At 59.9% G+C, this 25986-nt stretch carries 21 protein-coding genes; 8 read left to right on the top strand and 13 right to left on the bottom strand.

Annotated features, from left to right (window positions below; genetic code table 11):
• The first annotated feature begins 127 nt into the window (after nucleotides 1–127).
• The 3 genes from rpoN (at nucleotide 128) to ptsN (ending at nucleotide 3111) form a co-directional block, all read left to right on the top strand.
• The gene (rpoN, locus tag C5750_RS25285) at nucleotides 128–1783 is read left to right on the top strand and encodes an RNA polymerase factor sigma-54 (RefSeq protein WP_105738037.1); all 1656 of its coding nucleotides are present in this window, start codon (nucleotides 128–130) and stop codon (nucleotides 1781–1783) included.
• 206 nt (nucleotides 1784–1989) lie between these two features.
• Nucleotides 1990–2583 carry a ribosome hibernation-promoting factor, HPF/YfiA family gene (gene hpf / locus C5750_RS25280; protein WP_091878871.1) on the top strand — a complete coding sequence of 198 codons (594 nt, stop codon included), beginning with the start codon at nucleotides 1990–1992 and terminating at the stop codon, nucleotides 2581–2583.
• 63 nt (nucleotides 2584–2646) lie between these two features.
• Nucleotides 2647–3111, top strand: a complete 465-nt coding sequence (gene ptsN, locus C5750_RS25275; RefSeq protein ID WP_105738035.1) for a PTS IIA-like nitrogen regulatory protein PtsN — start codon at nucleotides 2647–2649, stop codon at nucleotides 3109–3111.
• A gap of 61 nt (nucleotides 3112–3172) precedes the next feature.
• Here ptsN and C5750_RS25270 read toward each other — a convergent pair whose 3' ends face one another.
• A complete protein-coding gene (locus C5750_RS25270) occupies nucleotides 3173–4069 on the bottom strand; it encodes a DMT family transporter (RefSeq protein ID WP_105738033.1) in 897 nt (298 codons plus the stop codon).
• 101 nt (nucleotides 4070–4170) lie between these two features.
• Here C5750_RS25270 and C5750_RS25265 point away from each other — a divergent pair, with 101 nt between their 5' ends.
• Complete coding sequence (locus tag C5750_RS25265; protein ID WP_105738031.1) at nucleotides 4171–5028, top strand: LysR substrate-binding domain-containing protein; 858 nt, start codon at nucleotides 4171–4173, stop codon at nucleotides 5026–5028.
• Between the two features lie 6 nt (nucleotides 5029–5034).
• Here C5750_RS25265 and C5750_RS25260 read toward each other — a convergent pair whose 3' ends face one another.
• Nucleotides 5035–5418 (bottom strand): cupin domain-containing protein, encoded by a 384-nt coding sequence (locus C5750_RS25260; RefSeq protein ID WP_105738029.1) that lies wholly within the window; start codon nucleotides 5416–5418, stop codon nucleotides 5035–5037.
• 85 nt (nucleotides 5419–5503) lie between these two features.
• Complete coding sequence (locus tag C5750_RS25255) at nucleotides 5504–5938, bottom strand: Fur family transcriptional regulator (RefSeq protein WP_091878862.1); 435 nt, start codon at nucleotides 5936–5938, stop codon at nucleotides 5504–5506.
• A 235-nt stretch (nucleotides 5939–6173) separates the two neighbouring features.
• On the opposite strand from C5750_RS25255, the gene C5750_RS25250 reads away from it, so the two are divergent.
• From C5750_RS25250 to C5750_RS25235, 4 genes are read left to right on the top strand one after another with little or no spacing between them, the layout of a single operon-like run.
• On the top strand, nucleotides 6174–7067 hold the full coding sequence (locus C5750_RS25250) for a metal ABC transporter substrate-binding protein (protein WP_105738027.1): 894 nt from the start codon (nucleotides 6174–6176) through the stop codon (nucleotides 7065–7067).
• Nucleotides 7064–7960 carry a manganese/iron ABC transporter ATP-binding protein gene (locus tag C5750_RS25245; protein ID WP_105738026.1) on the top strand — a complete coding sequence of 299 codons (897 nt, stop codon included), beginning with the start codon at nucleotides 7064–7066 and terminating at the stop codon, nucleotides 7958–7960. The genes C5750_RS25250 and C5750_RS25245 overlap by 4 nt, the downstream gene beginning before the upstream one ends.
• Nucleotides 7957–8817, top strand: coding sequence for a metal ABC transporter permease (locus tag C5750_RS25240; RefSeq protein ID WP_105738024.1), 861 nt, complete (start codon nucleotides 7957–7959; stop codon nucleotides 8815–8817). The genes C5750_RS25245 and C5750_RS25240 overlap by 4 nt, the downstream gene beginning before the upstream one ends.
• Nucleotides 8814–9665 carry a metal ABC transporter permease gene (locus C5750_RS25235; protein ID WP_105738022.1) on the top strand — a complete coding sequence of 284 codons (852 nt, stop codon included), beginning with the start codon at nucleotides 8814–8816 and terminating at the stop codon, nucleotides 9663–9665. Before C5750_RS25240 ends, C5750_RS25235 begins: the two co-directional genes overlap by 4 nt.
• 36 nt (nucleotides 9666–9701) lie before the next feature.
• On the opposite strand, the gene C5750_RS25230 is transcribed toward C5750_RS25235, so the two are convergent.
• From C5750_RS25230 to C5750_RS25190, 10 genes are all read right to left on the bottom strand, one after another.
• A complete protein-coding gene (locus C5750_RS25230; RefSeq protein ID WP_105738020.1) occupies nucleotides 9702–18305 on the bottom strand; it encodes a glycoside hydrolase family 94 protein in 8604 nt (2867 codons plus the stop codon).
• Nucleotides 18306–18664: 359 nt separating this feature from the next.
• On the bottom strand, nucleotides 18665–19702 hold the full coding sequence (locus tag C5750_RS25225) for a sulfate/molybdate ABC transporter ATP-binding protein (RefSeq protein WP_105738018.1): 1038 nt from the start codon (nucleotides 19700–19702) through the stop codon (nucleotides 18665–18667).
• A gap of 11 nt (nucleotides 19703–19713) precedes the next feature.
• Nucleotides 19714–20604 (bottom strand): sulfate ABC transporter permease subunit CysW, encoded by an 891-nt coding sequence (cysW, locus tag C5750_RS25220; RefSeq protein WP_170111940.1) that lies wholly within the window; start codon nucleotides 20602–20604, stop codon nucleotides 19714–19716.
• On the bottom strand, nucleotides 20588–21448 hold the full coding sequence (gene cysT / locus C5750_RS25215) for a sulfate ABC transporter permease subunit CysT (protein WP_105738014.1): 861 nt from the start codon (nucleotides 21446–21448) through the stop codon (nucleotides 20588–20590). Before cysT ends, cysW begins: the two co-directional genes overlap by 17 nt.
• A gap of 4 nt (nucleotides 21449–21452) precedes the next feature.
• A complete protein-coding gene (locus C5750_RS25210) occupies nucleotides 21453–22484 on the bottom strand; it encodes a sulfate ABC transporter substrate-binding protein (protein ID WP_105738012.1) in 1032 nt (343 codons plus the stop codon).
• A 226-nt stretch (nucleotides 22485–22710) separates the two neighbouring features.
• Nucleotides 22711–22887, bottom strand: a complete 177-nt coding sequence (locus C5750_RS26710) for a hypothetical protein (protein ID WP_158531255.1) — start codon at nucleotides 22885–22887, stop codon at nucleotides 22711–22713.
• A gap of 17 nt (nucleotides 22888–22904) precedes the next feature.
• Nucleotides 22905–23423, bottom strand: coding sequence for a hypothetical protein (locus tag C5750_RS25205; RefSeq protein ID WP_425350521.1), 519 nt, complete (start codon nucleotides 23421–23423; stop codon nucleotides 22905–22907).
• Nucleotides 23392–23574, bottom strand: a complete 183-nt coding sequence (locus C5750_RS26445; RefSeq protein ID WP_114949229.1) for a hypothetical protein — start codon at nucleotides 23572–23574, stop codon at nucleotides 23392–23394. The genes C5750_RS25205 and C5750_RS26445 overlap by 32 nt, the downstream gene beginning before the upstream one ends.
• A gap of 254 nt (nucleotides 23575–23828) precedes the next feature.
• Nucleotides 23829–24530 (bottom strand): histidine utilization transcriptional repressor HutC, encoded by a 702-nt coding sequence (locus C5750_RS25195; RefSeq protein ID WP_245421251.1) that lies wholly within the window; start codon nucleotides 24528–24530, stop codon nucleotides 23829–23831.
• Nucleotides 24527–25909: a formimidoylglutamate deiminase gene (locus C5750_RS25190; RefSeq protein ID WP_105738006.1), complete on the bottom strand. Its 1383-nt coding sequence runs from the start codon at nucleotides 25907–25909 to the stop codon at nucleotides 24527–24529. Before C5750_RS25190 ends, C5750_RS25195 begins: the two co-directional genes overlap by 4 nt.
• Between the last annotated feature and the right edge of the window lie 77 nt (nucleotides 25910–25986).

Below are 25986 nucleotides of genomic sequence, written 5' to 3'. Positions count from 1 at the left end.
CCCTCCGTTCAATCCAGATGAATCTTGCCCAAAAGAGTCGTTTTTTGCCCTGCTGGAATTGACAAGCAAGGATTGGGCCATTTCTGTACATTGAGAAGAATTTCGTACAGGAGTACCCGCGTTCACCATGGCCCTGTCGCCAAAACTCGATTTGAGACAAACCCAGTCTCTGGTGATGACGCCGCTGCTCATGCAGTCGATTCGGCTGCTGCAATTGTCCCATGTCGAACTTGAGCAATTCATCGAACAGGAGATAGAAAAGAATCCGCTGCTGGAACGCGACGAAGCGTCGGGAGACGGTTTTTCCTTTGAGGGCAGGGATATTTCCGATGGGCGCGGGCCGGTGGATGGTGGCGATTTCCCTCGCAATGCCGGCATTGATGACGGCCCGGACGATTCGGGCGGCAATGAACAGAACGACCATTGGCTTGTCAGCGGCGAGTCGACCAGTTCCGGCTCCATGTCCGAGACGTTCGACAGCTCGCTGGAAAACATTTTCCCGGACGATCCGGGAACGCATGACTTCATTGCCGGCGATCTTGCCTCGCAATGGAAGTCTTCCTCGGGCGATGGCTATGTGTCGACCGGCGGCGAGGGCTTCAATCTTGAACAGGTGACCGCATCGCCATTGACGCTGCGCGATCATGTCGGCGAGCAGATCATTTTCGCCTTCGAAAATGCCGCGGACCGCCTGATTGCCGCGGAGCTTGCCGATCATCTCGACGAGATGGGCTATCTGCGCGTCGATGCTGATGAGATTGCCACGCGGCTTGGCACCGATACGGCCCATATCGGGAGGCTGATTGCCGTGTTGCAGACGTTCGAACCGGCGGGCCTGTTTGCCCGTGATCTGGCTGAATGCCTGGCTCTGCAGCTGCGCGCGAAAGACCGGCTTGATCCGGCAATGGCGATGCTTCTGCAGAATCTGGAGCTCCTGGCGAAGCGTGATTTTCAGAGCCTGAGAAAGCTGTGCCGCGTCGGCGATACCGATCTTCTCGATATGCTGCAGGAGATTCGCCTGCTTGATCCAAAGCCCGGAACGGCCTTCTCCTCGGGTGTGGCCGACAGCATCATCCCGGACGTGCATGTCGATAGGGCGCCGGACGGGACGTGGAATATCGAGCTTAATCCGGATGCGCTGCCGCGGGTCCTCGTCAACAACATCTATTATGCGACCATTGCAAAGGTAACGGCATCCCCCGCCGAAAAGGGGTTTCTCAGCGAATGCCTGCAAAACGCCAACTGGCTGACGCGCAGCCTGGATCAGCGCGCCCAGACGATCCTGAAGGTGGCGACGGAAATCGTGCGCCAGCAGGCGGAGTTCCTGCAGCTCGGCGTCGCCCATCTGAAACCGCTCAATTTAAGGAATGTGGCCGACGCCATCGGCATGCACGAATCGACCGTCAGCCGCGTCACCGCCAACAAATACATGCTGACGAAGCGCGGTGTGTTCGAGTTGCGCTATTTTTTCAACGCGGCGATTTCGGCCACCGAAGGTGGCGAGCAGCACTCTTCGCAGTCTGTACGGCATCAGATCAAGCTGCTGATCGACAATGAAAAGCCGGACGATGTTTTATCGGATGACACGATCGTGGATCTTTTGAAGGGCCAGGGCGTTGATATTGCACGGCGCACCGTCGCCAAGTACCGCGAGGCGATGAACATCGCGTCCTCAGTGCAAAGGCGCCGGGAGAAAAAAGCGGAGGCTTCTGCTCGCAAGGGCGACGGAAACTCTGGATTCATCCGGCGCACAGGTGTAGAATCCGGGCGAGTGGGTAAATGAACCGGGCCATAGAAGCTTGGTCAAGGGAGAGTGAAGCGCCGGTAATTTGCATCGATTGAAGCGAAAGCGCGCCTTTGGAGATGAAGAATCAGAAAGTGAAATGTGATGGATCGCTCGCATGGAATGTGCGGGATGTCTTTGCTCGTCTCTCAACAACAGTGTAGATTGGCTCGGGCAATGAAAAGTCACAACGAAGGTGAGGTATCATGAGTCTGCGTGTATCTGGGAAACATATGGACATTGGTGACGCTTTCCGCATTCGCATTGACGAACGGATCGGTGAGATGGTGACCAAGTATTTCGATGGCGGATATACAGGCCACGTCACAGTGGAGAAACAGGGGTCGCGCTTTATCGCCGATTGCCTGATCCGTCTCGATACCGGCACGGTGCTGCAGGCGGCGGGCGAGGCACAGGATCCTCAGCTTGCTTTTGATGCAGCCGGAGAACGCGTGGACAAGCGCCTTCGCCGTTACAAGCGGCGTCTGAAATCGCATCAGGCGCCCGGCTCGAACGGTGTTTTCGACGATATTTCCTACCGGGTCGTAGCCCCTGTACCGGATGAAGATGAGGATATTCCGGAGGATTACGCGCCGACAATCGTGGCCGAGACATCGATGGCGCTCAGGAGCATGAGTGTCGCATCCGCTGTGGTTGAGCTCGATCTGAAAGATAGTCCAGTGGTTGTCTTCCGCAACTCTGGCAGTACGCAGGTGAATATCGTATACCGCCGCGCTGACGGCAACATCGGCTGGATCGATCCATCGGCCGTGGCCGGTCAGAACGGCGCCGGGTCTTAGGCGAAATTTGAACTACCGTCCGCGCCCCCAAAAGCGCGGACGGTAACAGGAAGGAAGAGAATAATGGATCTGGGTGACCTCATTCAGCCCGACGCTGTCCTGCCCGCATTGAAAGTCAATTCCAAAAAGCAGCTTTTGCAGATCATGTCGGAGAAGGCTGCCGCCTTGACCGGTTTGACGGAGCGGGAGGTGTTCGACACCGTCCTGCAGCGCGAACGCCTTGGTTCGACTGGCGTTGGCAATGGCATTGCCATTCCGCATGGCAAGATCAACAGCGTCAAACGCATCACCGGGGTCTTTGCGCAGCTCGAAACCCCCGTGGATTTCGAAGCGCTGGACGATCAGCCCGTTGATATTGTTTTTCTTCTGCTGGCGCCGGAGAATGCTGGCGCCGATCATCTGAAGGCCTTGTCGCGGATTGCCCGCATGCTGCGCGATCCCGAGCGGATTGCCAAACTGCGCACCGCCCATGATGCGACCCTTATCTATGAATTGCTGACGGCGCAGCCGGCTTCCAACGCCGCCTGATTCTTTTGCATCCTTTGACGAAAGAGCCGCCTCCGGGCGGCTTTTTCATGTGTTGGGGGAGTCAGGCCGGCGAAGTCCGCCGCCAGGGAATCTGCCATCCGAGCCGCACGCCCAGCGTCCCGCAGGCAATCAGCAGCATGCCGGCGGCTTGCGCCATTCCCAGGGGATGCGCGTAAATCGCCCAGTCCACGATGATGGCGACGATGGGGTAAATGAAGGTCAGGACGCCGATGACCGGTGTCGACAGGCGGGGATAGGCGGAATAGATCAGGATATAGGCAATGCCCGTGTGGAGGATGCCGATACTGGCCAGCCAGCCCCAGGACGCCAGCGGCACGGGCTCCGCCCAATTGGCAAAGGGCGCGAGCATGACGATGCCGACGATGGTCTGGCAGAGCACCGTGATTTCCGGCCGTTGCTCGCCGAGGCCCTTGGCGAGAATAGTAGCGGCGGCATAAAGCACCGCTGCGCCGAGCGACATGACGATCCCAAGAACCCATAGCGTGCTGACCGGTGCCGCCGCGCCGACAAGGCCGCTGGCCAGGACGACGCCGAGAAAGGCGCCGAGCATCCAGATGATCTGATCGACGGTGATGCGCTCCTTCAAAAGGGTCGCGCCGATGAGAACAACGAAGAACGGCTGGATGTGGTAGATGATGGTGGTGGTCGCAATCGACGTCATGCGGAAGCCGGCAAAAAACGACACCCAGCTGAGCACCATGCAGATGCCGCCGAGCGCTGCCCGGCCCAGCCGCGGCCAGGAGAGCGTCCGGTCGGGGAGATAACCGCGCAGGAAACACCATGCGGCGAGGAAGACCGTGCCGAAAACACAGCGCCAGAAGACGATCGTGACCGGATCGAGCCGGGTCTCCGTTGCAAAGGCACCGACGGTCCCGATGATGGCCATGGCAACGGCCAGCCGTGCTGCCGGAAAACGTTCCGAAATGGGTTCGGTCATGCGGGCGTCCCTGTATGTAAAGAGCATTCAGTTAGCGCCATTGATTGCCAGCAAACAAACGAATAGATTTGGAATGAACTATTCGCTATGTTGATGGCATTATGGCTGCACCCCTCGACCTCGATCTCTTGCGGACGTTTGTAACCGTCATTGAAACCGGCAGCCTGTCGGCTGCCGCCCCGCGCGTCGGCCGCAGCCAGTCGGCCGTCAGCATGCAGATGCAGCGGCTGGAACAGGCGGTGGGCAAACAGCTCCTCATTCGCAATCCCCGCTCCGTCGAGCCGAATCTGGCCGGTGAGAATTTTCTCAATTATGCGCGGCGGTTGCTGCGGTTGTCCGATGAGGCCTGGGCCAATGTCACTCGCCCCGAGGAAACTGGCAGTGTGCGGCTTGGTGTGCCCGATGACTATGCGGCGTTCCTGCTGCCGCCTGTTCTGTCGCGGTTTGCCGAGGAGCATCCGCTGGTCACTGTCGAACTGGTCTGCGAGCAATCGACTTCGCTGGTCAAGGCGATCGATGAGGACCGTGTCAACCTGGCGATTGTCACCCGCGGGGCCACCCAGCCGCTGGAGGTGATCCGCCGGGAGCGTTTGATCTGGGTTGCATCGCCAACCCACGTTGCCTGGGAAAACGATCCGCTGCGCATTGCCCTGTTTGAGCCCGGTTGTGCCGCGCGCATGAATGTGCTGGACGCGCTGGGGGATGCGGATCGCAGCTATCGCTGCACCTATTCCAGCGCCAGCCTGCTCGGATTAATCGCTGTGGTGCAGGCCGGGCTGGCTGTGGCAGCGCTTGCCGCCTGCAGCGTGCCGTCGACCCTGCGCATTATCGGTGAGAATGAGGGCCTGCCGCCGCTGCGTGATCTGGAAATCGGCATCATGCGCAGCCCGGTGTCGTCCAGCCCGGCCATTGACCGGCTGAACGATTTTCTGCGCCGCGAATTGGCACAGATTGCGTAAGAGCTGTTAGACCCACACGTCGTTCTGTGCTGTCCGCTCACCGCCCTCATGGCCGGTATTGAGAACCCCGCGCGGCTCAATCAGCATCAGTCTGACTTCCGTTTCGGCATAGGGCTTGTGCGCAACCCCTTTGGGGACGACATACATTTCACCCGGCTTGATCGTCACGAACCCGTCGCGGAAATCGATGCGCAGTTCCCCGTCCAGGACAATGAATGCCTCATCGGTTTCCGGATGATCGTGCCAGACGAAGTCGCCTTCGATGCGGACGATCTTGAATTGATAATCGTTGAGTTCCGCCACCACTTTGGGTGTCCACTGTTCAGAAAACAGCTTGAACTTTTCGGAGAAATTGATGGCCTTGTAGGATTTCGATTGGACCGTTTGCATGCATAACTCCCTCGGGCAAATGCCAGCGGAAGTTATGCTTCACGCGAAAGCAGACGTCTTGGACGTTTGTGCGCAAAGATGCCAGCTATTCCGGCCGCTTGGATTTCCGCCCATAAAGTTCGAGCCGGTGATGGATGATGTCATAGCCAAGCGCGCGGGCAATCTCTTCCTGCAGCTTTTCGATCTTGTCCGACTGGAATTCGATCACATCTCCCGTATCGACGTCGATCAGGTGGTCGTGATGCTCGCCATGCGCCTGTTCGAAGCGCGACGGGCCGCCATTGAAGGCGTGGCGATGAATGGCGCCCATTTCTTCGAGGAGATTCATGGTCCGGTAGACGGTCGAGAGCGAAATGCTGTCATCGATCTCGATGGCGCGATGGAAAATCTTCATCGCATCCGGGTGGTCTTCCGTGGAGGTCAGAATATCGAGAATGATTCGGCGCGGACGGGTGATGCGAACGCCTGCCTTGCGCAGTTCCTTCTCGTAATCCGGCTTCTGATTGAGAGCATGTTTCATAGACGGGATTATGCGCCAGAACGCGCTCAGTTGCAAAGATTCTCAACTGGCCTCGGGAAATACGCGCATTGGTACACAGAATTTCAGCGCCGGACCTTCCGCATACTGCGGGAAACCGGAATGGATTTCTTTTTGCAAATCATTCGCATTTGCATTGACGCGCCTCCCGCGAGCCGTTATGGAGTAACAATGGTGACGAAAAAGCTCACCATTTTCCCGGTTTGCTGGAGGCGATATGAGATTTTCCCGACTGTTGATTGCTGTTTTTGCTCTATTGACGATCCTTGGCCCGGCGTCCGCCGCCGATGGCAAGAAATTCAAGGTGGTCACGACCTTTACGATCATCGCCGACATGGCCCGCAATGTTGCGGGGGACGCGGCGAATGTGGATTCGATCACCAAGCCCAATGCGGAAATTCATGATTATCAGCCGACACCCGGTGACATCCTGAAGGCGCAGGATGCCAATCTTGTCCTGTGGAACGGCCTGGGTCTGGAACGCTGGTTCGAGAAATTTTTCGGCAACGTCAAGAATGTTCCGAGCGCCATCGTCAGCGAGGGTGTGGAGCCGATGGGCATTTCGGAAGGCCCCTACGAGGGCAAGCCGAACCCGCATGCCTGGATGTCGCCCAATGCCGCGCTGGTGTACGTGGAAAATATCCGCAAGGCGCTTGGCAAATATGATCCGGCCAATGCCGCCATCTATGACCGCAATGCCGCCGCCTATGCGGAAAAGATCCGGGCAACGGTTGCGCCTATCCGCGAAAGCCTGGCGGCTGTTCCCGCAGAGCGCCGCTGGCTGGTGACAAGTGAAGGCGCCTTCAGCTATCTCGCGCGCGATTTCGACATGAAGGAGCTTTATCTCTGGCCGATCAATGCCGATCAGCAGGGTACACCCCAGCAGGTTCGTAAAGTGATCGACAAGGTTCGCGCCGAGAAAATCCCGGTGGTTTTCAGTGAAAGCACGATTTCCGCTTCGCCCGCCAAACAGGTCGCCCGCGAGACCGGTGCCAAATATGGCGGTGTTCTCTATGTCGATTCGCTCAGCGATCCCGATGGTCCGGTGCCCACCTACCTCGATCTCCTGCGCGTCACGGCACAAACCGTTGCCAAAGGCTTTACCCAGTGAGCGCGTCCTCCCAAGCGCTCGCCGGCCCCTCCGCTGCAAAGCGGGGGGCTGGTCTTTCCGTGCATGACGTGACCGTGACCTATCGCAATGGCCACACGGCCCTGCGCAATGCCAGCTTCGATATCCCGCGCGGGTCCATAACCGCGCTGGTCGGCGTCAACGGCAGCGGCAAGTCCACCCTGTTCAAGGCCATCATGGGTTTCGTGCCCCTCGCCAGGGGATCGGTGTCGATTCTGGGTGAACAGGCGGGACGGGCGCTCAAACGCAATGTGGTGGCCTATGTGCCGCAGAGCGAGGATGTCGACTGGAATTTTCCGGTTCTGGTCGAAGACGTCGTGATGATGGGACGATATGGCCATATGAATTTTCTGCGCATGCCGAAAAAGCGCGACCAGCACATGGTGACGGCCGCGCTGGAGCGGGTCGGCATGACGGATTTCCGCAAGCGCCAGATCGGCGAGCTTTCGGGCGGTCAGAAGAAGCGTGTCTTCCTTGCCCGCGCGTTGGCGCAGGAAGGCGATATCATTCTTCTGGATGAGCCTTTCACCGGCGTCGACGTGCGCACGGAGGAGGCCATTATCGGCCTTTTGCGATCCCTGCGCGATGACGGCAAGGTCATGCTGGTCTCCACCCACAATCTCGGCAGCGTGCCCGAATTCTGTGACCGGGCCGTGCTGGTCAACCGTACCGTCCTGGCTTCCGGTCCGACCGCGGAGGTATTCACGCAGGCCAATCTGGAAATGACCTTCGGCGGCGTGCTGCGGCACTTCATCCTCGGTGGCGTTGATCTGCATGCCGACGCGGATCCGCGCAGCGTGACGGTGCTCAGCGACGATGAACGCCCCTTCGTGATCTATGGCGAACCCAAGGGGAAAGGTAAGCCGCAATCATGATGCAGCTGCTTCTCGAACCCTTTTCCTACAGCTACATGATCAATGCCATGTGGGTCAGTGCGCTGGTCGGCGGCGTCTGCGCCTTCCTGTCGGCTTATCTGATGCTGAAGGGCTGGTCGCTGATCGGCGATGCGCTCTCCCATTCCATCGTGCCCGGTGTTGCCGGCGCCTACATGCTCGGCCTGCCGTTTTCCATCGGCGCGTTCTTTTCCGGCGGTCTCGCCGCAGTCGCCATGCTGTTTCTCAACCAGCGGACAAAGCTGAAGGAGGACGCCATCATCGGCCTGATCTTCACCTCCTTCTTCGGGCTCGGCCTGTTCATGATGTCGCTGTCCCCCGCCTCGGTGAATATCCAGACCATCGTGCTCGGCAATATCCTGGCGATCACGCCGGAGGATACGCTGCAGCTGGTAATTATTTGCGGGGTGTCGCTGGCCGTCCTCCTGGTCAAATGGAAGGATTTGATGGTGACATTCTTCGACGAAAATCATGCCCGTTCCATCGGGCTCAATCCGCCATTTTTGAAAATCCTGTTCTTTACGCTGCTCAGCGCGTCGACGGTGGCTGCCATGCAGACGGTGGGGGCGTTTCTGGTGGTGGCGATGGTCGTCACCCCCGGCGCAACAGCCTACCTCCTGCATGACCGTTTTCCACGCCTGATCCAGACCAGTGTGCTGATCGGTACCTCGACCAGTTTCATCGGCGCCTATCTCAGCTATTTTCTCGACGGGGCGACGGGCGGCATCATCGTGGTGCTGCAGACGCTCGTCTTTCTCACCGCCTTTGTTTTCGCGCCCAAGCACGGAACGCTCGCCGCGCGCCGCCGCGCCCGCCTGGCACTGGAGGAGGGACTATGAGCGACCTGATCCAGCTTTTGCTGCAGCCGTTCAGCTTCGGCTTCATGCAGCAGGCCTTTGTCATCACGCTTCTCGTGGCAATTCCCATGGGTCTGCTCTCGCCCTTTCTCGTCCTGAAGGGCTGGTCGCTGATGGGAGATGCGATCTCGCATGCGGTGCTGCCCGGCGTGGTGCTCGCCTATATCGCGGGTATCCCATTGGCCATCGGGGCCTTTGCGGCAGGCATGATCTGTGCGCTCGCCACCGGCTTCCTCAAGCAGAACAGCCGGGTGAAGGAAGACACGGTCATGGGCGTAGTGTTTTCCGGCATGTTCGGCCTTGGCATTGTGCTCTACACCAAAATCCAGTCCGACGTGCATCTCGACCACATCCTGTTCGGCGATATGCTCGGCGTGGCATGGCGCGATGTCGCCGAAACCGGGGCGATAGCAGCCGTGACCTTGCTGGCACTTGGCATCTGGCGGCGGGATTTGCTGTTGCATGCCTTTGATCCGCAGCACGCGCAGGCCATCGGTCTGCCGGTCAAATTCCTGCATTATGGCCTGCTGTGCATCCTGTCGCTGACCATCGTCGGCGCGCTCAAGGCCGTTGGCATCATCCTTGCCGTCGCCATGCTGATTGCGCCAGGCTCCATCGCCTTCCTCTTGACCAAACGGTTCGAGCGGATGCTGCTGGTCTCGGCACTTGTCGCGGTGGCAACCTCCCTGGCCGGCATCTATCTGAGTTTCTTCCTCGACAGCGCCCCGGCGCCGACCATCGTGCTTTTGCTGACGGCAAGCTTCATCCTGGCCTTTGTCTTCTCCAGAAAAGCAACCGCCGCCAGCGCGCAAGCACAGGCGGCGGAATAAGATGGCTTATTCAGTCAGCGGCCAGTTCGCCGCTGGCTATTTTCCCGGAACGACCTCGACGAGCACCGTGTGTTCGCCCGATGTCTCGAGCGGAATGCCCGCATCGGCCTTGGCCAGTTTCTTGCCGTCGACAGTGATCTTCCTGCCGCCCTTGGCGGCCGGTTTCACCTCGACGGTATAGCGCGCCTTGCCGTTGCGCAGCACGAAGCTGAAGCCGCCGGTCCACGCAGTGGGCAGGGCAGGATCGACGAACAGCCGGTCATTCCTGCGGCTGATGCCGAGAATGCCTTCCGTTGCCACGCGGTAGAGCCAGCCGGCAGAACCCGTGTACCAGGTCCAGCCGCCGCGCCCGCGCATCGGATCAACCGAATAGACATCAGCAGCAACCACATAGGGCTCAACCCGGTAGGACTCGGCCTTGCCGGCATCCAGTGAATGGTTCACCGGATTGAGCTTGCTGAACCAGCGATAGGCTTCGTCGGCATTGCCAAGCTTGGCCATGGCCAGCACGGCCCAGGTTGCCGCGTGGGTATATTGCCCGCCATTCTCACGCACACCCGGCGGATAGCCCTTGATGTAACCGGGCTCATGCCGCGTTTTGTTGAACGGCGGTGTGAACAGTTTGATGATATCAACCTCGTCATCGACGAGATGCGTCGCCACGGACTGCATGGCCTGCTTGGCGCGATCAGGATCACCATAGCCGGAGAGAACGCTCCAGGACTGGGCGATGGAGTCGATCCGGCACTCGTCGCTGGTCTTGGAGCCCAGCGGCGACCCGTCGTCGAAATAGCCGCGGCGATACCATTCGCCGTCCCAGCCATCCTTTTCCAATGCCGCCTTGAGGCTTTCGATATGGGCTTCCCAGCGCTTGATGCGGTCGCCATCCTTGCGCTGGCGGGCAAGCGGCAGGACATCGCGCAGGGTGCTGATCAGGAACCAGCCCAGCCAGATGCTTTCGCCCTTGCCCTCTTCGCCGACGCGGTTCATGCCGTCGTTCCAGTCGCCGGTGAGCATGAGCGGAAGCCCATGCGCGCCGGTGCGGGCGATCGCCAGATCGAGCGCGCGCGCCGCATGTTCGTATACGGTGACGTTCTCCGTCGTGATTGCCGGCTGGTAGAACGCATCGTGCTCGCCGTTTTCAAGAGCCTTGCCTTCGATGAAGGCGATCTGCTCATCGAGGATGCTCATATCGCCGGTTACCGAGGTATAGTGGGCAATGGCATAGCCGAGCCATACCACGTCGTCGGAGATCATCGTCCGTACACCGGCGCCCGATGTCGGCAGCCACCAGTGTTGGACATCGCCCTCCTTGAACTGGCGCGCGGCGACATTCAGGATCTGATGCCGGGCCAGCGACGGGTCGAGCACCAGCATGGACAGCGTGTCCTGCAGCTGATCGCGGAAGCCGAAGGCACCGCTGGCCTGATAGAAGGCCGTGCGTGCCCAGATGCGGCAGGCAAGGCTCTGATAGGGCAGCCAGCGGTTGACCATCACGTCGAATGCATCGTCAGGCGTATCCACCTGCAGGCCATCGAGGAAGCCGGTCCAGATCGCCTTGGAGGCCGCAAGCGTCTTTTCAAACGGGCGCTTGAGTTGTTCTGCGAGAACACGCCGTGCCTCGGTGGCACCGGCGGTATCGCCGATATAGAACAGGATTTCCCTGGTTTCACCCGCCGCGATCTCCACATCGACGGCAAGCGCCGCGCAGGGATCGCCCCCCGCTTCAACGACGTTGGAGAGGGTTTTTGCCTGCAGGACGGCAGCCGGCTGGTCCACCGAGCCCAGAGGGCCGAAGAACTCGGTCCGGTCCGATGTCACCGATTGCGGTTTCACGTTTGCGGCGAAGAATGCCACGTGATCCTTGCGGTCGGTGCCATAGGGATTGCGGGCAAAAAGCGCGCCGCTTTCCGTATCATGCGACGGCACGATGAACGGCGCCGTCTTGGCGCGGGAATTGCCGAGCATCCATTCGACAAAACCATAGACACGCAACTGCTTGGCCGTCCCGCCATGGTTGGTGATCTTGAGGCTGGACACGCGCACCGGCATGTCCGTATCGATGGTATGGGTCAGTTCAAGGCCGACATTGCCGTGGCGGGACAGGAACGTCGAATAGCCCTGGCCGTGGCGGGTTTCGTACTGAACCGATGGATCGCGCAGCACCGAAGCGGTCGGGGAGAACGCTGTTCCCTTGTCCAGATCAACGACATAGAGCGCTTCGCCGGACCGGTTGATCACGGGATCATTCGACCACTGGGTCAACTGATAGTCGCGGCTGTTGCTCGACCAGGTGAAACCCGCACCCTCCGCCGACACGTGGAAGCCAAAGCCCGCATTGGAGATCACGTTGATCCAGGGCTGCGGCGTGGTGGTCCGGTCGGCAAGACGGACGATATATTCACCGGTCTTCATGTCAAACCCGCCAAAGCCGTTCCAGAAGGCCAGTTCATTGCCCTCGGTCTTTTGGCGGCGCTTGCCCACCAGCTGCGTCGGCGCTGGTGCGATGCTGCGCATCTCGTCAAGGCCGGTATCGCCTGAGGCGAGAGCCTTGCCGGATGGTATGGCGGCAACCGGCTGCAGGTCGGCGGCCAGTTCCTCCATGCGCTTCAACTGTTCGACCAGCGTGCCGTTCTGCGCATGCATGACGATACGGGCAGAGGCGAGCAGGGTATTGTAGCTCGCATCGCTCATCTGGTCCTTGCGCACGGTGAAGATATGGACGCGCGGGCCATACTGACCGCCGCGGTTGCGGCTGTTCTCGCAGATCGCCTCAAGTCCGCGCTGGAAGTCCTGTGCATAGGAGAAGGAGCGTTCGTTGATGACGACGACGTCAACCACAAGCCCCTTCGCCCGCCAGTATTCCTGCGCCTTCAGCACGTTCTTCAGCGTTTCCATATCGGCTTCATCATCGATGCGCAGGGCAAGGATGGGGAAGTCGCCGGAGATCGACATCGGCCACAGCTCTGACTGGCTGCCAAGGCCGGAAGCGATGCTTTCGGAGGGCATGCGCAGGGCCTTGTCCGGATAGATCAGACTGGTGGCGACGCGCTGGAAATCAGCGGCCTCGTCCGGATTGATCTCGATGTGATGCAGCCGCACCTGCGAACTTGTCCAGGACAGCGAGAATTCGCGGGCGAAGCAGTCGGGATGGCGGAAGCGGGAAACGACTTCTTCCAGCTCGTGCCGGTCCGGGCCGACAAGGGTCCAGAAAACCAGCGTGACGCGCTTGTGTGCGGGAACGCGGACGCGGCAGCGCAGTGACGCGATGGGGTCGAGAACAAAGCCCTGGCTGCCGTTGAGGGTGACGCCCTCATCGAAGGCGGCCGGGTTGCGCAGGTTGCGGCCGCGACCGATGAAGGCCCGGCGGTCGGTTTCCGCCTGGATTTCGCGCATGGCGCCCGATCCGTCCGTGACCACATGTGCCACGTGAATATCCGGTTCGCTGCTGGCGCGTTTGCGGCGCGTGGCATAGATCGTGTCGCCGCGCGGATCGATCTCGGTTTCCACGAACATCTTGGCAAATGCCGGATGCGCCGTGTCCGTATCGTCTGCGGTGAGCACCAGTTCGGCATAGGACGTCACTTCAATGATCCGGTCTTTCGTACCGGTATTGGTGATGACGATGCGGCGGCCCTCGCCGTCGGAATCCGAAGCGACGATGGTCTCCACCGTCGACTGGATCGTGCCGTTTTCCTTGACGAACTCGGCCTTGTAGTCGGCGAAGATCGTCGTGCTCTTTTCGCCGGCTGCCCGCACGGGGTCGCCGGTCGCAGACCACCATTCACCGCTGTCGAGATCGCGCAGGAACAGGAATGTGCCGTAGCCGCTTTCCAGCGGATCGGGCTGGAAGCGGGTGATCGCCAGGCCATTCCAGCGGCTATAGCCGCCGCCATTGGCGGTGACCATGACCGAGTAATGGCCGTTCGACATGATCTGGGTCGCGCGTGGAGCGGCGAGCGGATTCTTGATGAAACGGATGGAGGCCGTTTCTTCGCCGCTTTCGACAGCCTTGCGCATCGGATTGTCAGCCTTGGCCTGCAGGACCGGGATTTCGCGCGGTGCCTTTTCCTGCAGCAGCAGTTCGGCGGCCTCGATGACTGGATCCGAGTGGAAGCGGTCGCGCATGCGGCCTTCGAACACCACATTGTTGACGGCAACGATCGACATGCCGTGATGGTGCGCCATGTAGTTGCGCACGACGGCATATTCCTCGTCTTCGCGCACGCGGGAGCGGGTGAAGTCGACGGCATCGTAGAAACCATACTGACCGAGCGCACCCATCTCGCGCAGGCGTTTCAGATTGGCCACAGCTTCCGCCGGGCGATATTGGCTGGCCATGATGCTGGCGTAGGGCGCGACCACATAGTTCTTGGACAGGCCGCGCTTCAGTCCCAGCGTCGGGACACCGAAATTGGTGTACTGGTAGTTCATCTCCGGGTCGCGCGCATTGTAGGCGGCTTCGGAAATGCCCCACGGCAGGCCCTTGGAATCGCCATATTCGATCTGGCGCTGGACGATCAGCTTGTTGGTCTGATCGAGCATCGAGCCCAGCGGTTCGATCATGACCAGCGGCGGCATGAGATATTCGAACATGGAGCCAGACCAGGAGATCAGCGCACCGCGCCAGCCGACCGGCACCAGGAGGCGGCCGAGACGGAACCAGTGATCGACCGGGATGTCGCCCTTGGCGATGGCAAACAGGCTGGCCAGACGCGCTTCCGAAGCGAGAAGATCGTAGCAGCTCGCATCAAGCTCGTTGGTATCGACGCGGAAACCGATCGACAGAAGACGCCGTTCCTTGCGTTCAAGGAAGGTGAAGTCGGTGTCGAAGGCCAGCTGGCGGGCGCGGGTTGCCAGCGAAACCAGCCGCTCGCGCAGGCTGTCCGTTCCCTCGTGGGTACCAATGGCGTCATCCGTATGGGCCTGACAGGTCTTGACGAGAATCAGCGCCCATCCGTTTGCGGTGGTGCTGAGCGGGCTTTCGAGTTCGCCATGCAGCTCTTCCGTCAGACGCTGGATGTCACCGGCGAACAACGAAAGGTTGATGGTGCGCAGCGATGCGGTTTCCGGCTCCTCCTTGATCGTCGTGATGGCGCGGCGGAAATTGGCCACCCGCTCATCCAGGCGGCGGCGCAGGGGCCGCAGGACGCGGCGTTCATCGGGAATGTCGTTGATCGCCTCTTCAAGAATATCGCTGACATCGAGAATGCCGTCGAGATCGCTTTGCAGATAGACGGACGGCGCCTCCGCCCATTTTTCCAGCGCGGAAGACAGCGCCACCAGATGGCCGGCAAGATTGCCGCTGTCCACCGACGAGACGTAGAGCGGCAGAAGCGGCCGCAGCGTGGTTGTTTCATACCAGTTGTAGAGATGGCCGCGATACTTCTCCATCTTTTCCAGCGTGGAGAGCGTGTCGTCGATACGGGTCAGCGTTTCGTTGAAACCGATCCAGCCGAAATCCCGGGCCGCCACGGTCGACAGCAGGTACATGCCGATATTGGTCGGCGATGTGCGTGTCGCGATAACCGGATGCGGGTCTTCCTGGAAGTTATCAGGCGGAATGAAATTCTGTTCCTTGGTGACGAACGTGTCGTAGTAGTGCCAGGTGCGGCGGGCGAAGCGGCGCAGCTCGCTCTTGTCCGAAGAGCGGACATTGAGGTCGTCGAGCGGCTTGGCTGAACGGCTGACCAGCCAGGCAATGATCGGCGAGAAGAACCAGATCACGGCGAAGGGCACCGCCAGATACCAGGCGCGGCTGTGGGTGACCAGCGGCAGGGCGATGGCGACGGCGGCCACGATGATCGCAGGCCACATCAGGCGGGTATAGTACTGCAGCGTATCGGGGGCGCTGGCTTTCGCCTGTGCCGCTGCACGCCATTCCAGCAGGTTCTTGCGCGATATGAAGACGCGGTAGAGCGTGCGCGCAATGGCGTCGGCCATCAGGCAAGCCATATTGGCAATGAACGTGATGCGCAGGGCGATATCGGCGGCGCCGGAGAAAATGTCGGTGAGGATCGCCTGGAAATGGCCCTTCAGCGACAGGTTCATGTTTGTCGGGACCAGATTGGTGAACAGGATCATCGTCGGGACGATGAACATGCTGAAGATCATGAAGAATTGCCAAAGCGCGGCAACGCCGGGTGGCAGCAATGTCCAGCCGGCGATCGAAGCGATGATCCAGAAGACCGGCGTCAGTGAGCGGCGCAGATTGTCGGTCATTTTCCAGCGCGTGACGGCGGTCACACCCGGCTTTGTGCTGAACAGGTAAGGCAGGAGCTGCCAGTCGCCGCGTGTCCAGCGGTGATGGCGCGAGATATCGACATTGTAGCCTGTCGGATAATCTTCGACCACCTCGACGTCGCTGACGAGCGCCGCGCGGGCATAGCCGCCTTCGAGAAGATCATGGCTGAGAACGGTGTTCTCATCGATCTTGCCGTCGAGCGCCAGCTCGAAGAAATCGACATCGTAAAGGCCCTTGCCGGTGAATGTCCCTTCACCCAGCACGTCCTGATAAACGTCCGAGACGGCAAAGACGTAAGGGTCGATACCGCGGTTGACCGAGAAGACGCGCTGCAGGAACGAGGCGTCGTCACCGGTGGTCAGCGAGGGGGTGACGCGCGGCTGCAGGATCGCATAGCCGCTGGTCACGCGGCCGGATTTTTCCTTGTAGATCGGGCGGTTGAGCGGATGGCTCAGCTTGCCTGCCAGGCGGTTGACCGAATCCGGCGTGAGGCGCGTATCGGAGTCGAGCGTCATCACGAACTTGATGTCGCCGGGCACTTCCTCATTGCTGGGGAAATAGGTTGTATCCTTGTCGCCGCGCAGCAGGAGGTTCAGCTCATGCAGCTTGCCGCGCTTGCGCTCCCAGCCCATCCAGCGGCCTTCCTGCGCATTGTACAGGCGCTTGCGGTGAAGGAGGAAGAAACGCGGGTTGCCGCCCTGCGTATAGTGCAGGTTGAGCGCAGTGACCTTTTCCCGGGCATAGTCGAGAATGTCGAGATCGTTCTCGTTCTGCTCGACCTTGCTGTCCGCCCAGTCGGTGAGCAGGGCAAAATAGATTTCGCCGCGCGGATTGGTCAGGTAGTGCACTTCGAGGTTGCGGATATGCTCGTCGACGGAATCGCGCGAGGTGATCAGCGTCGGCACCGCGACGAGGGTTTTCGCCTCTGGAGGCAGGCCGTTCTTGTATTCGAAGCCGATCAGCCGTGTCGGCGGCATGAACATGGGAATGATCCAGTTGACGAAACCATTGGCGGTTTCCATCGTCGGAAACACGGCCAGGACCGTCAGCAGCAGAACCGTATCGCTCGGCAGGCCGTAGCGGCGCAGCCAGTAATGGATCAGGAACAGTATCCCGATGGAAATGACCGACGCCGGAATCCACAGGCCGGCAAGGCCGAGGGTCTTGTAGAACCGGACCCAGCGCTGCAGCACGGTTGGGGTCGAGCCGCAGGTCTCTTCCAGCTCCGAGCGGCCGTCGCCGGCGAGGTAATAGCCGACGTCGCGCTTGCGCTGCACGGTAACGCTCTTCTCGTCCCCCTTGGTTTCCGCGCTGTGATGGGCAAGATCCAAGGCAGCCTGCGTGATGTCCTGCTCGCTCTTGCCCGAGCGGCGGGCAATCTTTTCAATCGCCACGCGATAGGCATTGCGGGAATGGAAATCGAGCGCGTCGAAATTGGAGTGTTCGCGCAGCACCGCATCGACGCCGCTGACCGTCTCGAACCAGGTGATCCAGTCGACGTCGTCGATAGCCTTCAGGCTGCGGATGAGATTGCCCATGGTGACGCCGCCGGTGGACTGGCGCGTATGTTCCTGGATAATGGCGTCTTCGGCGTCGCTGCCGTTCTTTTCCAGCTCTTCTTCAAGCCAGGCGACAGCCGCACCGGAGTGCATGGCGCCGCCGCGCAGGCGGTAAAGCAGATGCGTGGCGAAGGTGCTGTCGCGCGCGGCTGTGGTGTACTGGGCCAGAAGCTGCGGCAGGGTATCCTTGTCGGCGTTCAGCGTGATCTCGTCGGCCACGCTGTTGGCGTAGGCGCGCATGCGCCGGGCACGTTCGACCCGCAGCGACAACCGGCGGGCATTTTCGATGAGAATGAAGCGCACGGCGGAGGGCAGGGCCCAGAGTTCGCCGATATGCAGGGGCGAAACCGTCTGGAATCCTTCGACCATCGCCGTTAGGCTGTTGAGCGAGAACTGGCTGTCCGTATGCGCCGCATAGAGCCAGGCCAATGCCATGACGCGCGGGATTTCCGGCTTGCCCGCCAGCGGCGGCAGCTGGCGGAAAAACTTCTTCGGAAGATCGCGCTCCACCTGCTGGATGTTCTGGTCAACGAGGTAGTAATTGTCGAGAAGCCACTGGGCCGCTGGCGTTATCGTCTCACCCTTGCGTGCAGCCGCATCGGAGGAGCGATAGGAATGAAGGATCAGCCGGGCATTTTCCACCGTGCGCTGCTCGAACACCATGGGTTCATAGTCGGGCAGGCGGATATCTTCGCCGCGCGCCACGCGCGCGCCCAGCTCCCGCAGGTCATCAATGGATTTGTAGTGGGCTCTGATCGGATTGGGCTGGGCCGAAAAAATCTGACCAACGGCATTCTTCTGTGGTGTGAAAGATTTAAAAAAAGACAGTAGGGCCATTTGCCTTCGTTTCGGTTGTGAAGAAAAACTCTTCAGGGCTGCAACACTGACGATAATAACGGGTCGACCGACCCATGGAGAAGTTTACGATCTAATCGGGTACGATCAACTAAGCTACCATCACTTTTATCCTTGCCGATCAGTTTTGATGAAAATGAGTCAGATTGCCATTTGTTTATCTTAAGCAATTCGTAGCGGGCTGCACAGGGGGACAGCACGCAAACCGCTTCGTCACCGTTTGCGAAATGGCATAGGCTTTGTGAACAGACTGTTTCTGTTTTAGCAATTGGGCGGCTGACGGCGGGCATGCAAAAGCCGGAGCTCATGGAACTCCGGCTTCAGGTACAGGGGCGAAAGGGTCAGACCTTGGGAAAGACCCGCCAATGCTTGGGCCGGAAGGCGATGCGGCTCTTTTCCCGGGCCGGATGATCGGCTGGAATTTCAATCTCGACACGTTCCGCCGCACCGCCGATTTCGAGCTCCACACGCCTTGTCGCACCGACACGGCGGCTGGCAATGACGGTTCCGGCAATACAGCCGCCGCAGCCATCGACCAGCTCGACATCGTGCGGACGGAAATAAAGCGCAGCGTCACCGTCGGGTGCGTCACTCTTCAGGCCCAGCGCGCGATCCGCAAGCCATACCTCGCCATCGTCGATGCGCACGCTCAGCGAACTTGATTCGCCGATGAAGCCATAAACGAAGGGTGAATTGGGCGTGTCATAAACCTGATCGGGTGTTCCGATCTGCTCGATCTTGCCCTGGCTCATCACCACAACACGGTCCGCGAGCTCCAAAGCTTCGTCCTGGTCATGGGTCACGAAAACCGTCGTGTGCATGGTCTTGTCGTGGATTTCCCGCAGCCAGCGGCGCAGTTCCTTGCGCACTTTCGCATCCAGCGCGCCGAACGGTTCGTCGAGCAGCAGCACCCGCGGTTCGATGGCCATGGCACGGGCCAGGGCGACGCGCTGGCGCTGGCCGCCGGAAAGCTGCGCCGGATAGCGCTTTTCCAGGCCGCCAAGCTGGACGAAATCGAGCAGCTCGGACGAGCGGCGGCGGATTTCCTCATTGCTCGGCCGGCTTGCCGAGGGGCGAACCTTGAGCCCGAAGCCGACATTGTCGATCACGGTCATGTGGCGGAACAGGGCATAGTGCTGGAACACGAAGCCGACATTGCGCTCCTGCACGGATTTCAGCGATGCATCCTCGTCGCCGAAAAACACCTTGCCTTCAGTCGGTGTTTCCAGGCCGGCAATCAGGCGCAGCAGCGTCGTCTTGCCCGATCCGGAAGGGCCGAGCAGGGCAATGAGTTCACCCGAACTGATATCGAGCGATACGTCGTGCAACGCCGGGAAGCGATCAAATTCCTTGCGTACACCACTAACGCGAACGTCCATCTTTATTCCTCTCAATGTCCGCCATTGGCAGCCAGCTCCGCACCGTATTTCAATTCCAGCAAGGTCTTGAGAACGAGCGTCACCAGCGCCAGAAGCGCCAGAAGCGAAGCCACTGCAAAAGCAGCGACCGTATTGAATTCATTATAGAGAATTTCGACCTGCAGCGGCATCGTGTTGGTCAGGCCGCGAATATGGCCTGAAACGACGGATACCGCGCCAAACTCCCCCATGGCCCGGGCGTTGCACAGAAGCACCCCGTAGAGCAAGCCCCATTTGATGTTGGGGAGGGTGACATGCCAGAAGGTCTGCCAGCCATTGGCGCCAAGGGAAAGCGCCGCTTCCTCGTCGGTTGTGCCCTGTTCCTGCATCAGCGGGATAAGCTCGCGCGCCACGAAGGGAAACGTTACGAATACCGTGGCGAGGACGATACCGGGAACGGCGAACAGGATCTCGATACCCTGCGATTTGAGCCAGGGTCCAAGCGCGCTGTGCGTGCTGAACAAGAGCACGTAGACGAGCCCCGATATCACAGGGGAAACCGAGAACGGCAGGTCGATCAGCGTCGTCAGGAACGCCTTTCCCTTGAACTCGAACTTGGCAATGGTCCAGGCTGCCACCACCCCGAAGACGAGATTGAGCGGAACGGCAATGGCCGCCACCAGCAGAGTGAGGCGGATCGCGGCAAGCGCATCATGGTCGGCAAAGGCGGCGAAGTAGGCCGCGGGGCCCTTGCGGAAAGCCTCGAAGAAAACCGAGATAAGGGGCAGGAGCAGGAACAGGCCGAGAAAAACCAGCGCCACGCTGACCAGGATGAAACGCGCCGTCCGGCTTTCGGTGGTTGCCGGATGCCAGGAACCGGCTGCGGCTTGCGGCGGTTGCGGCAACTCATGTCGCATAGCCATACCTCCTGCGGCTCCAGGCCTGGATGAGATTGATGACAAAGAGCATCGTGAACGAGATAAGCAGCATGATGGCGGCAATCGCCGTCGCGCCGGTATAGTCGAATTCTTCCAGGCGGATGACAATCAAGAGCGGCGCGATTTCCGAGATGTAGGGAAGGTTGCCGGCGATGAAGATCACCGAACCATATTCCCCGACCGCACGGGCAAAGGCGAGGGCAAAACCCGTCAGGATTGCCGGGGTCAGGCCGGGCAAAAGCACGCGCGAGATGGTCTGGAAGCGGGTCGCGCCGAGAGTAGCGGCCGCCTCCTCCACCTCTTTGCGGATTTCTTCCATCACCGGCTGCACCGTGCGCACGACGAAAGGCAATCCGATAAAGATCAGCGCGATGGTGATACCAATAGGCGTGAAGGCGACCTTGATGCCCAGCGGATCGAGCCAGCGGCCGATCCAGCCGTTCTTTGAATAGAGCGCCGTCAGGGCAATACCGGCAACGGCGGTGGGCAGGGCGAAGGGCAGATCGACGATGGCATCGATGATCCGGCGGCCGGGAAAGCGGTAGCGCACCAGAACCCATGCTACGATAACACCGAACACGACGTTGATCAGCGCGGCGACCAGCGATGTGCCGAAGCTGATTTTCAAGGCGTTCAGCGTGCGCGCGTCCGTCGCGACGTGCCACATGCCGCCCCAGCCGAGCGAGGCGGAGCGCCAGACCAGCCCAGCCAGCGGAATAAGAACAATGAGGGTCAGGTAGGCAAGAGTGAAGCCGAGCGTCATTCCGAACCCTGGAATTACACTCGGCCTCTTAAACCGCCAACCTGCCTTGGCAAGGTTGGAGATCATGCTGTTACTTTTTCGGCTTGTAAATCTGGTCAAACGTTCCGCCATCTCCGAAGTGATAGGGCTGTGCTTTTGCCCATCCGCCGAAGATTGGATCATCGATCGTCACCAGTTTCAACTCCGGCAGTTTTTTCAGGAGATCTGCAGGCACCAGCTTGGGTTCCGACGGGCGGTAGAAATGCTTTGCGGCGATGGTCTGGCCTTCCGCGGAATAGAGATATTGGAGGTAGGCCTCAGCCACTTTGCGCGTGCCTTTGGCATCGACATTGCCGTCGACAACGGCAACAGGCGGCTCGGCAAGGATGGATTGCGGCGGCACGACGATGTCGAATTTGTCGGCACCGAATTCATCAGAGGCGAGATAGGCTTCGTTCTCCCAGGCAAGCAGCACGTCGCCGAGTTCACGCTGGGCAAAGGTCGTGGTCGATCCGCGTGCGCCGGAGTCAAGCACCGGGACATGCTGGAACAGATTGCCGATATACTCCTTGATCTTGGCTTCGTCGCCGCCGTACTGGCCATTGGCCCAGGCCCAGGCAGCAAGATAATTCCAGCGTGCGCCGCCCGATGTCTTGGGGTTCGGCGTGATGACTTCGACGCCATCCTTGATCAGGTCGCCCCAGTCCTTGATGCCTTTCGGATTGCCCTTGCGTACCAGGAAGACAATGGTCGATGTGTACGGTGCGGAATTGTGCGGAAACTTGGTACGCCAGTCAGGATTGATTTTCTTCGTCGCCTTGACGATGGCGGAGATGTCGCTTTCAAGCGCCAGTGTCACCACATCGGCATCGAGCCCGTCAATCACCGAACGGGCCTGCGCACCGGAACCGCCATGCGACGTCTGGATGGTCAGCGTTTCCCCGGTATCCGCCTTCCATTTCGCCGCAAAAGCCGCGTTGTAGTCCTTGTAGAGCTCGCGGGTCGGGTCATACGAGACGTTCAGCAGCGTCGTATCCGCATGGGCTGAAGACAGCGATTGAAAGGAAACTGTAGCGGCAAATAATGCAGCCGCAAGCGATAGGGATATACGGGAATGTTTCATGCCTGCCTCCGTGTAGTGTGACCTAAAGCGTAGCAGAGCGCCCCGCAGAGCGGGCGTTGGAAAGAATTCCTTTTATATCGATAAATTAGAAAATTCTACCTGAATACCATAGTCTACAGAAATGGTAGTCTATTGGGGATCAGTGGCGGAATTTGACCGCAGCAGGATTCTTTCCCGGCGGCAAGAAAGTGGTACCGGCACGCGGCCGGTACCGGGCTGGAGGCCCCTATTTGCGTATCAGCAGGTCAACCGGTGTGATCTCGGCGACTTCGGTATATGTGCTGTTCACTGTCTTGGCTTCGATCGAGGCGCGCACCGTCAGTGGCGTGACAAAGATCGCCAGTGTCAGCAATGCGGTGGCGGCGATTGAAAGGCGTCGTTCCATGCGTGCGTTGATGATCATTGGTTTTCCCCTTCGTCCTAGTGGTATTTTGCCCGCAGCGGGCGGGAAATGATGTCGTCAATGGCAAATTTCGGGATCGGCAAAAGCACCTGATCCAGCTCGGCCAGGGTTTCGGCAAAACCGATGGCTGCATTCTCCACCTCTTCCTGGCGGGAGGGGCATGCCATGGCATTGAGGCAGGTTCGTGCCGCAAGCATGTCGCAATTTTGAAGTCCGGCGATCAGCCCCAAAGTCAGGCACTCTTCCTTGCACACATGGTGCGAGCCGAATGGAAACGTCTTCAGCGGGCACAGGGCGCAGTGGCGCAACGTACGGATGAAGAACGAGAGTTCCGCCAGGGCGCGGTTGCCTTCGCGGCTGCCGAGAATGTCGCTGTACAGGCCGAAAGCCATTTCCCAGGCAATGACCGAGCCGGTTTCAAAACCGGCGGTCCACCGGCGATAGCCCTCCAGCACGAGCTTTTCAGGCGTCCGGTCGAAATAGCAGCCTGTCCCTTGCCCGGTTTCAGATGTGCGTGGATACATGCCCGCTCCCATCCTGTTCATTGTTGCGGACGAGGGCAAAGAGCCCGTTGCGGCGTGTGCGGCTGGCACGCTGCATCAGCCGGCTCGGGCCGGGTGCGGGAGAGGCAAGCTGCATATGCAGCAGAGAAACCACGCGCAGGCGTGGCAGAAAAAGACCAATCATAGGGTCCTCCAATCGAACGGGTTCAAGGCCCAGACATCAAAGGTATGCACTCTTGTGCTCATGCATAAAGGCAATGGATCATTTCAAAGTCAAATGATAATTTTCAGAAAGTTCGAAAAAAATCAATAGCTTAGAATGATTCTAGGAAATTATGAGTATTTTAGTAGACAATTGTTCTGGCAAGCTGACAAAACATCGCACCACGGCGGTGCGCCAAGCTCGCGAATCCCGCGCCACTATGGCCGGAAAATGCCCTAGAGCTGCGTGACCATGCGGTGCGAGGCGGGGTGGATCATCCGCACGAATGTGATCGGCTTCTGCGGCACGAAGGTGACGCGTTCGACAATGAACACGGCGTCCTTTTCGCTGACTCCGAGAATATCAGCCTCCTGCGCACTCGCTACACCGGCGTGAAAGACGATCTCGGCCTGCGAGAACGGTGAGTGGGTCACCAGCCATTCATTGGGGCTGATGGTCTCGAACGTCTCGCCGCGAATGGAAGGCACCGCGTCGAGATTGACCCAGCGGTCTTCATACTGGTACGGCGTGCCATCGGAGAGGTGCAGGCAGCGCACGTGCAGCATGTCCTTGGCCTTGGCGAGGCCCATGCGCCGGGCAACGTCTCCCGGTGCCTTCTCCACCTGGTTGGAAAGCAGCCTGAACTGGTAGGCGCCGCCCTTCGTCTCGATTTCCTGCCGGACGATGGGAATGACGAAGCGGGCTTCCCGCATCGGATGCAGGGCAACCCGGGTTCCGGCCTTGCGCTTGCGCACGAGGACGCCGCCCCGCGCCAGTTCCTGCAATGCGCGGTTGACGGTGGCACGGGCGCAGCCGAACTCGATGGACAGCACTTCCTCTCCGGGAATTAGCGCGCCGGGCGCCCAGACCCGCTCAGCGATGCGCCGGGCCATTTCCGCTTTGATGGCATGAAAGGATTTTCGCGCTGTTGCTGTCACACCCGCTCCAGAATCGACGCAAGCCGCGTCTTGTAGGTTGCAAAGATTTGGTCCCGCGCCCAATGGCGTCCCTCATGCACCACATGGCGGCCCGCCGACCACACATCGGTCACCGCGTGTCTGTCGCCCGCAAAAATCCAGCCGTCAAGCAACCGGTCATCCCGGAGGCCGAGGATCGCTGGATTGTCGGCATCGAGCGCCACCATGTCGGCCCATTGTCCGGCGGCAAGGCTGCCGCCATTGCGGCCCAATGCCTGCATTCCGCCCGCAAGCGCCGTGTCGTAAAGCGTGCGCCCGTTGGATTTGCCGTCAACGGAAAGCGTGACCCGCGAGACATCGCGCAAACGCTGGCTGTATTCGAGCTGCCGCAGCTCTTCCGACGGCGAGATGCGGATATTGGAATCCGATCCCGTGCCGAACCGTCCGCCCGCAGCGAGGTAGCGCACGCCATCAAAAATGCCATCGCCAAGGCTGGCCTCGGTCAGCGGACAGAGGCCGACCACCGCGCCGCTGGCGGCAACGCGCACCGTCTCTTCCGGGGTCATGTGCGTCGAATGAATGAGGCACCAGCGCTCATTGACGGGCAGATGGTCCAGCAGCCAGCTCATGGAGCGCTGGCCATAGGCTGCCTGTACCTCCTCCAGTTCCGGCAGCTGTTCGGCGATGTGGATATGGAAGGGCATTGCGGCGAACCGGCGCTCAAGCTCCAGAAGGTCGCGTTCGCTGACGGCGCGGATCGAATGTGGCGCGATGCCGAAACCCGCATCGGGACCTGTTTGCCGCGCGGCTTTTTGCGCGGCCTCCGCCAGTTTGGAAAAGCGCTCGACGTCATTGCCGAAACGCAATTGTCCGCCCGCGAGCGCGCGTTCGTCGACGCCGCCCTGTGCATAGGCAACGGGCAGCAGTGTCAGGCCGATACCGCTCGCGCTGGCCGCCGCGGCGATGCGCTCCGACAACTCGCCAAGGCTGGCATAAGGCGTGCCGCCCGGCTGGTGATGGACATAGTGAAATTCGGCCACGCTGGAATAGCCGGATTCGAGCATTTCGACGAAGGCAAAGGCGGCGATGGCTTCGATGTCGTCTGGATCGAGAATGTCGAGGAAACGATACATGATCTCGCGCCAGGTCCAGAAACTGTCGCGGCCTGCCGGACTGCGCGCTTCGGAAAGACCGGCCATGGCCCGCTGGAACGTGTGGCTGTGCAGATTGGCCTGCGCCGGAAGGAGAACGGCAGTGCGATGGCTGTCACCGGGCGCAGTGCTGTTTGCGTCCACCGACACGATCTGCCCGCGCGCGCCGATCTGCACCAGAACGTCGCGTTCCCAGCCTTTTTCCGTGAGGGCCGTGCCCGCAAAAACAGATTTTTTGGCTTCGCTCATTTCTTCTCTCATCCCCGGATTGACATAATATGTATATACATAATAACGTCATGAGCAAGCGCTAATGGGGATGGTAT

It is taken from the genome of Phyllobacterium myrsinacearum, from assembly GCF_002980555.1.
Classification (GTDB): Bacteria; Pseudomonadota; Alphaproteobacteria; order Rhizobiales; family Rhizobiaceae; genus Phyllobacterium; species Phyllobacterium myrsinacearum.
The sequence above is the reverse complement of the archived record's forward strand: the minus strand, read 5'-3'. Positions and strand labels throughout refer to the sequence as shown.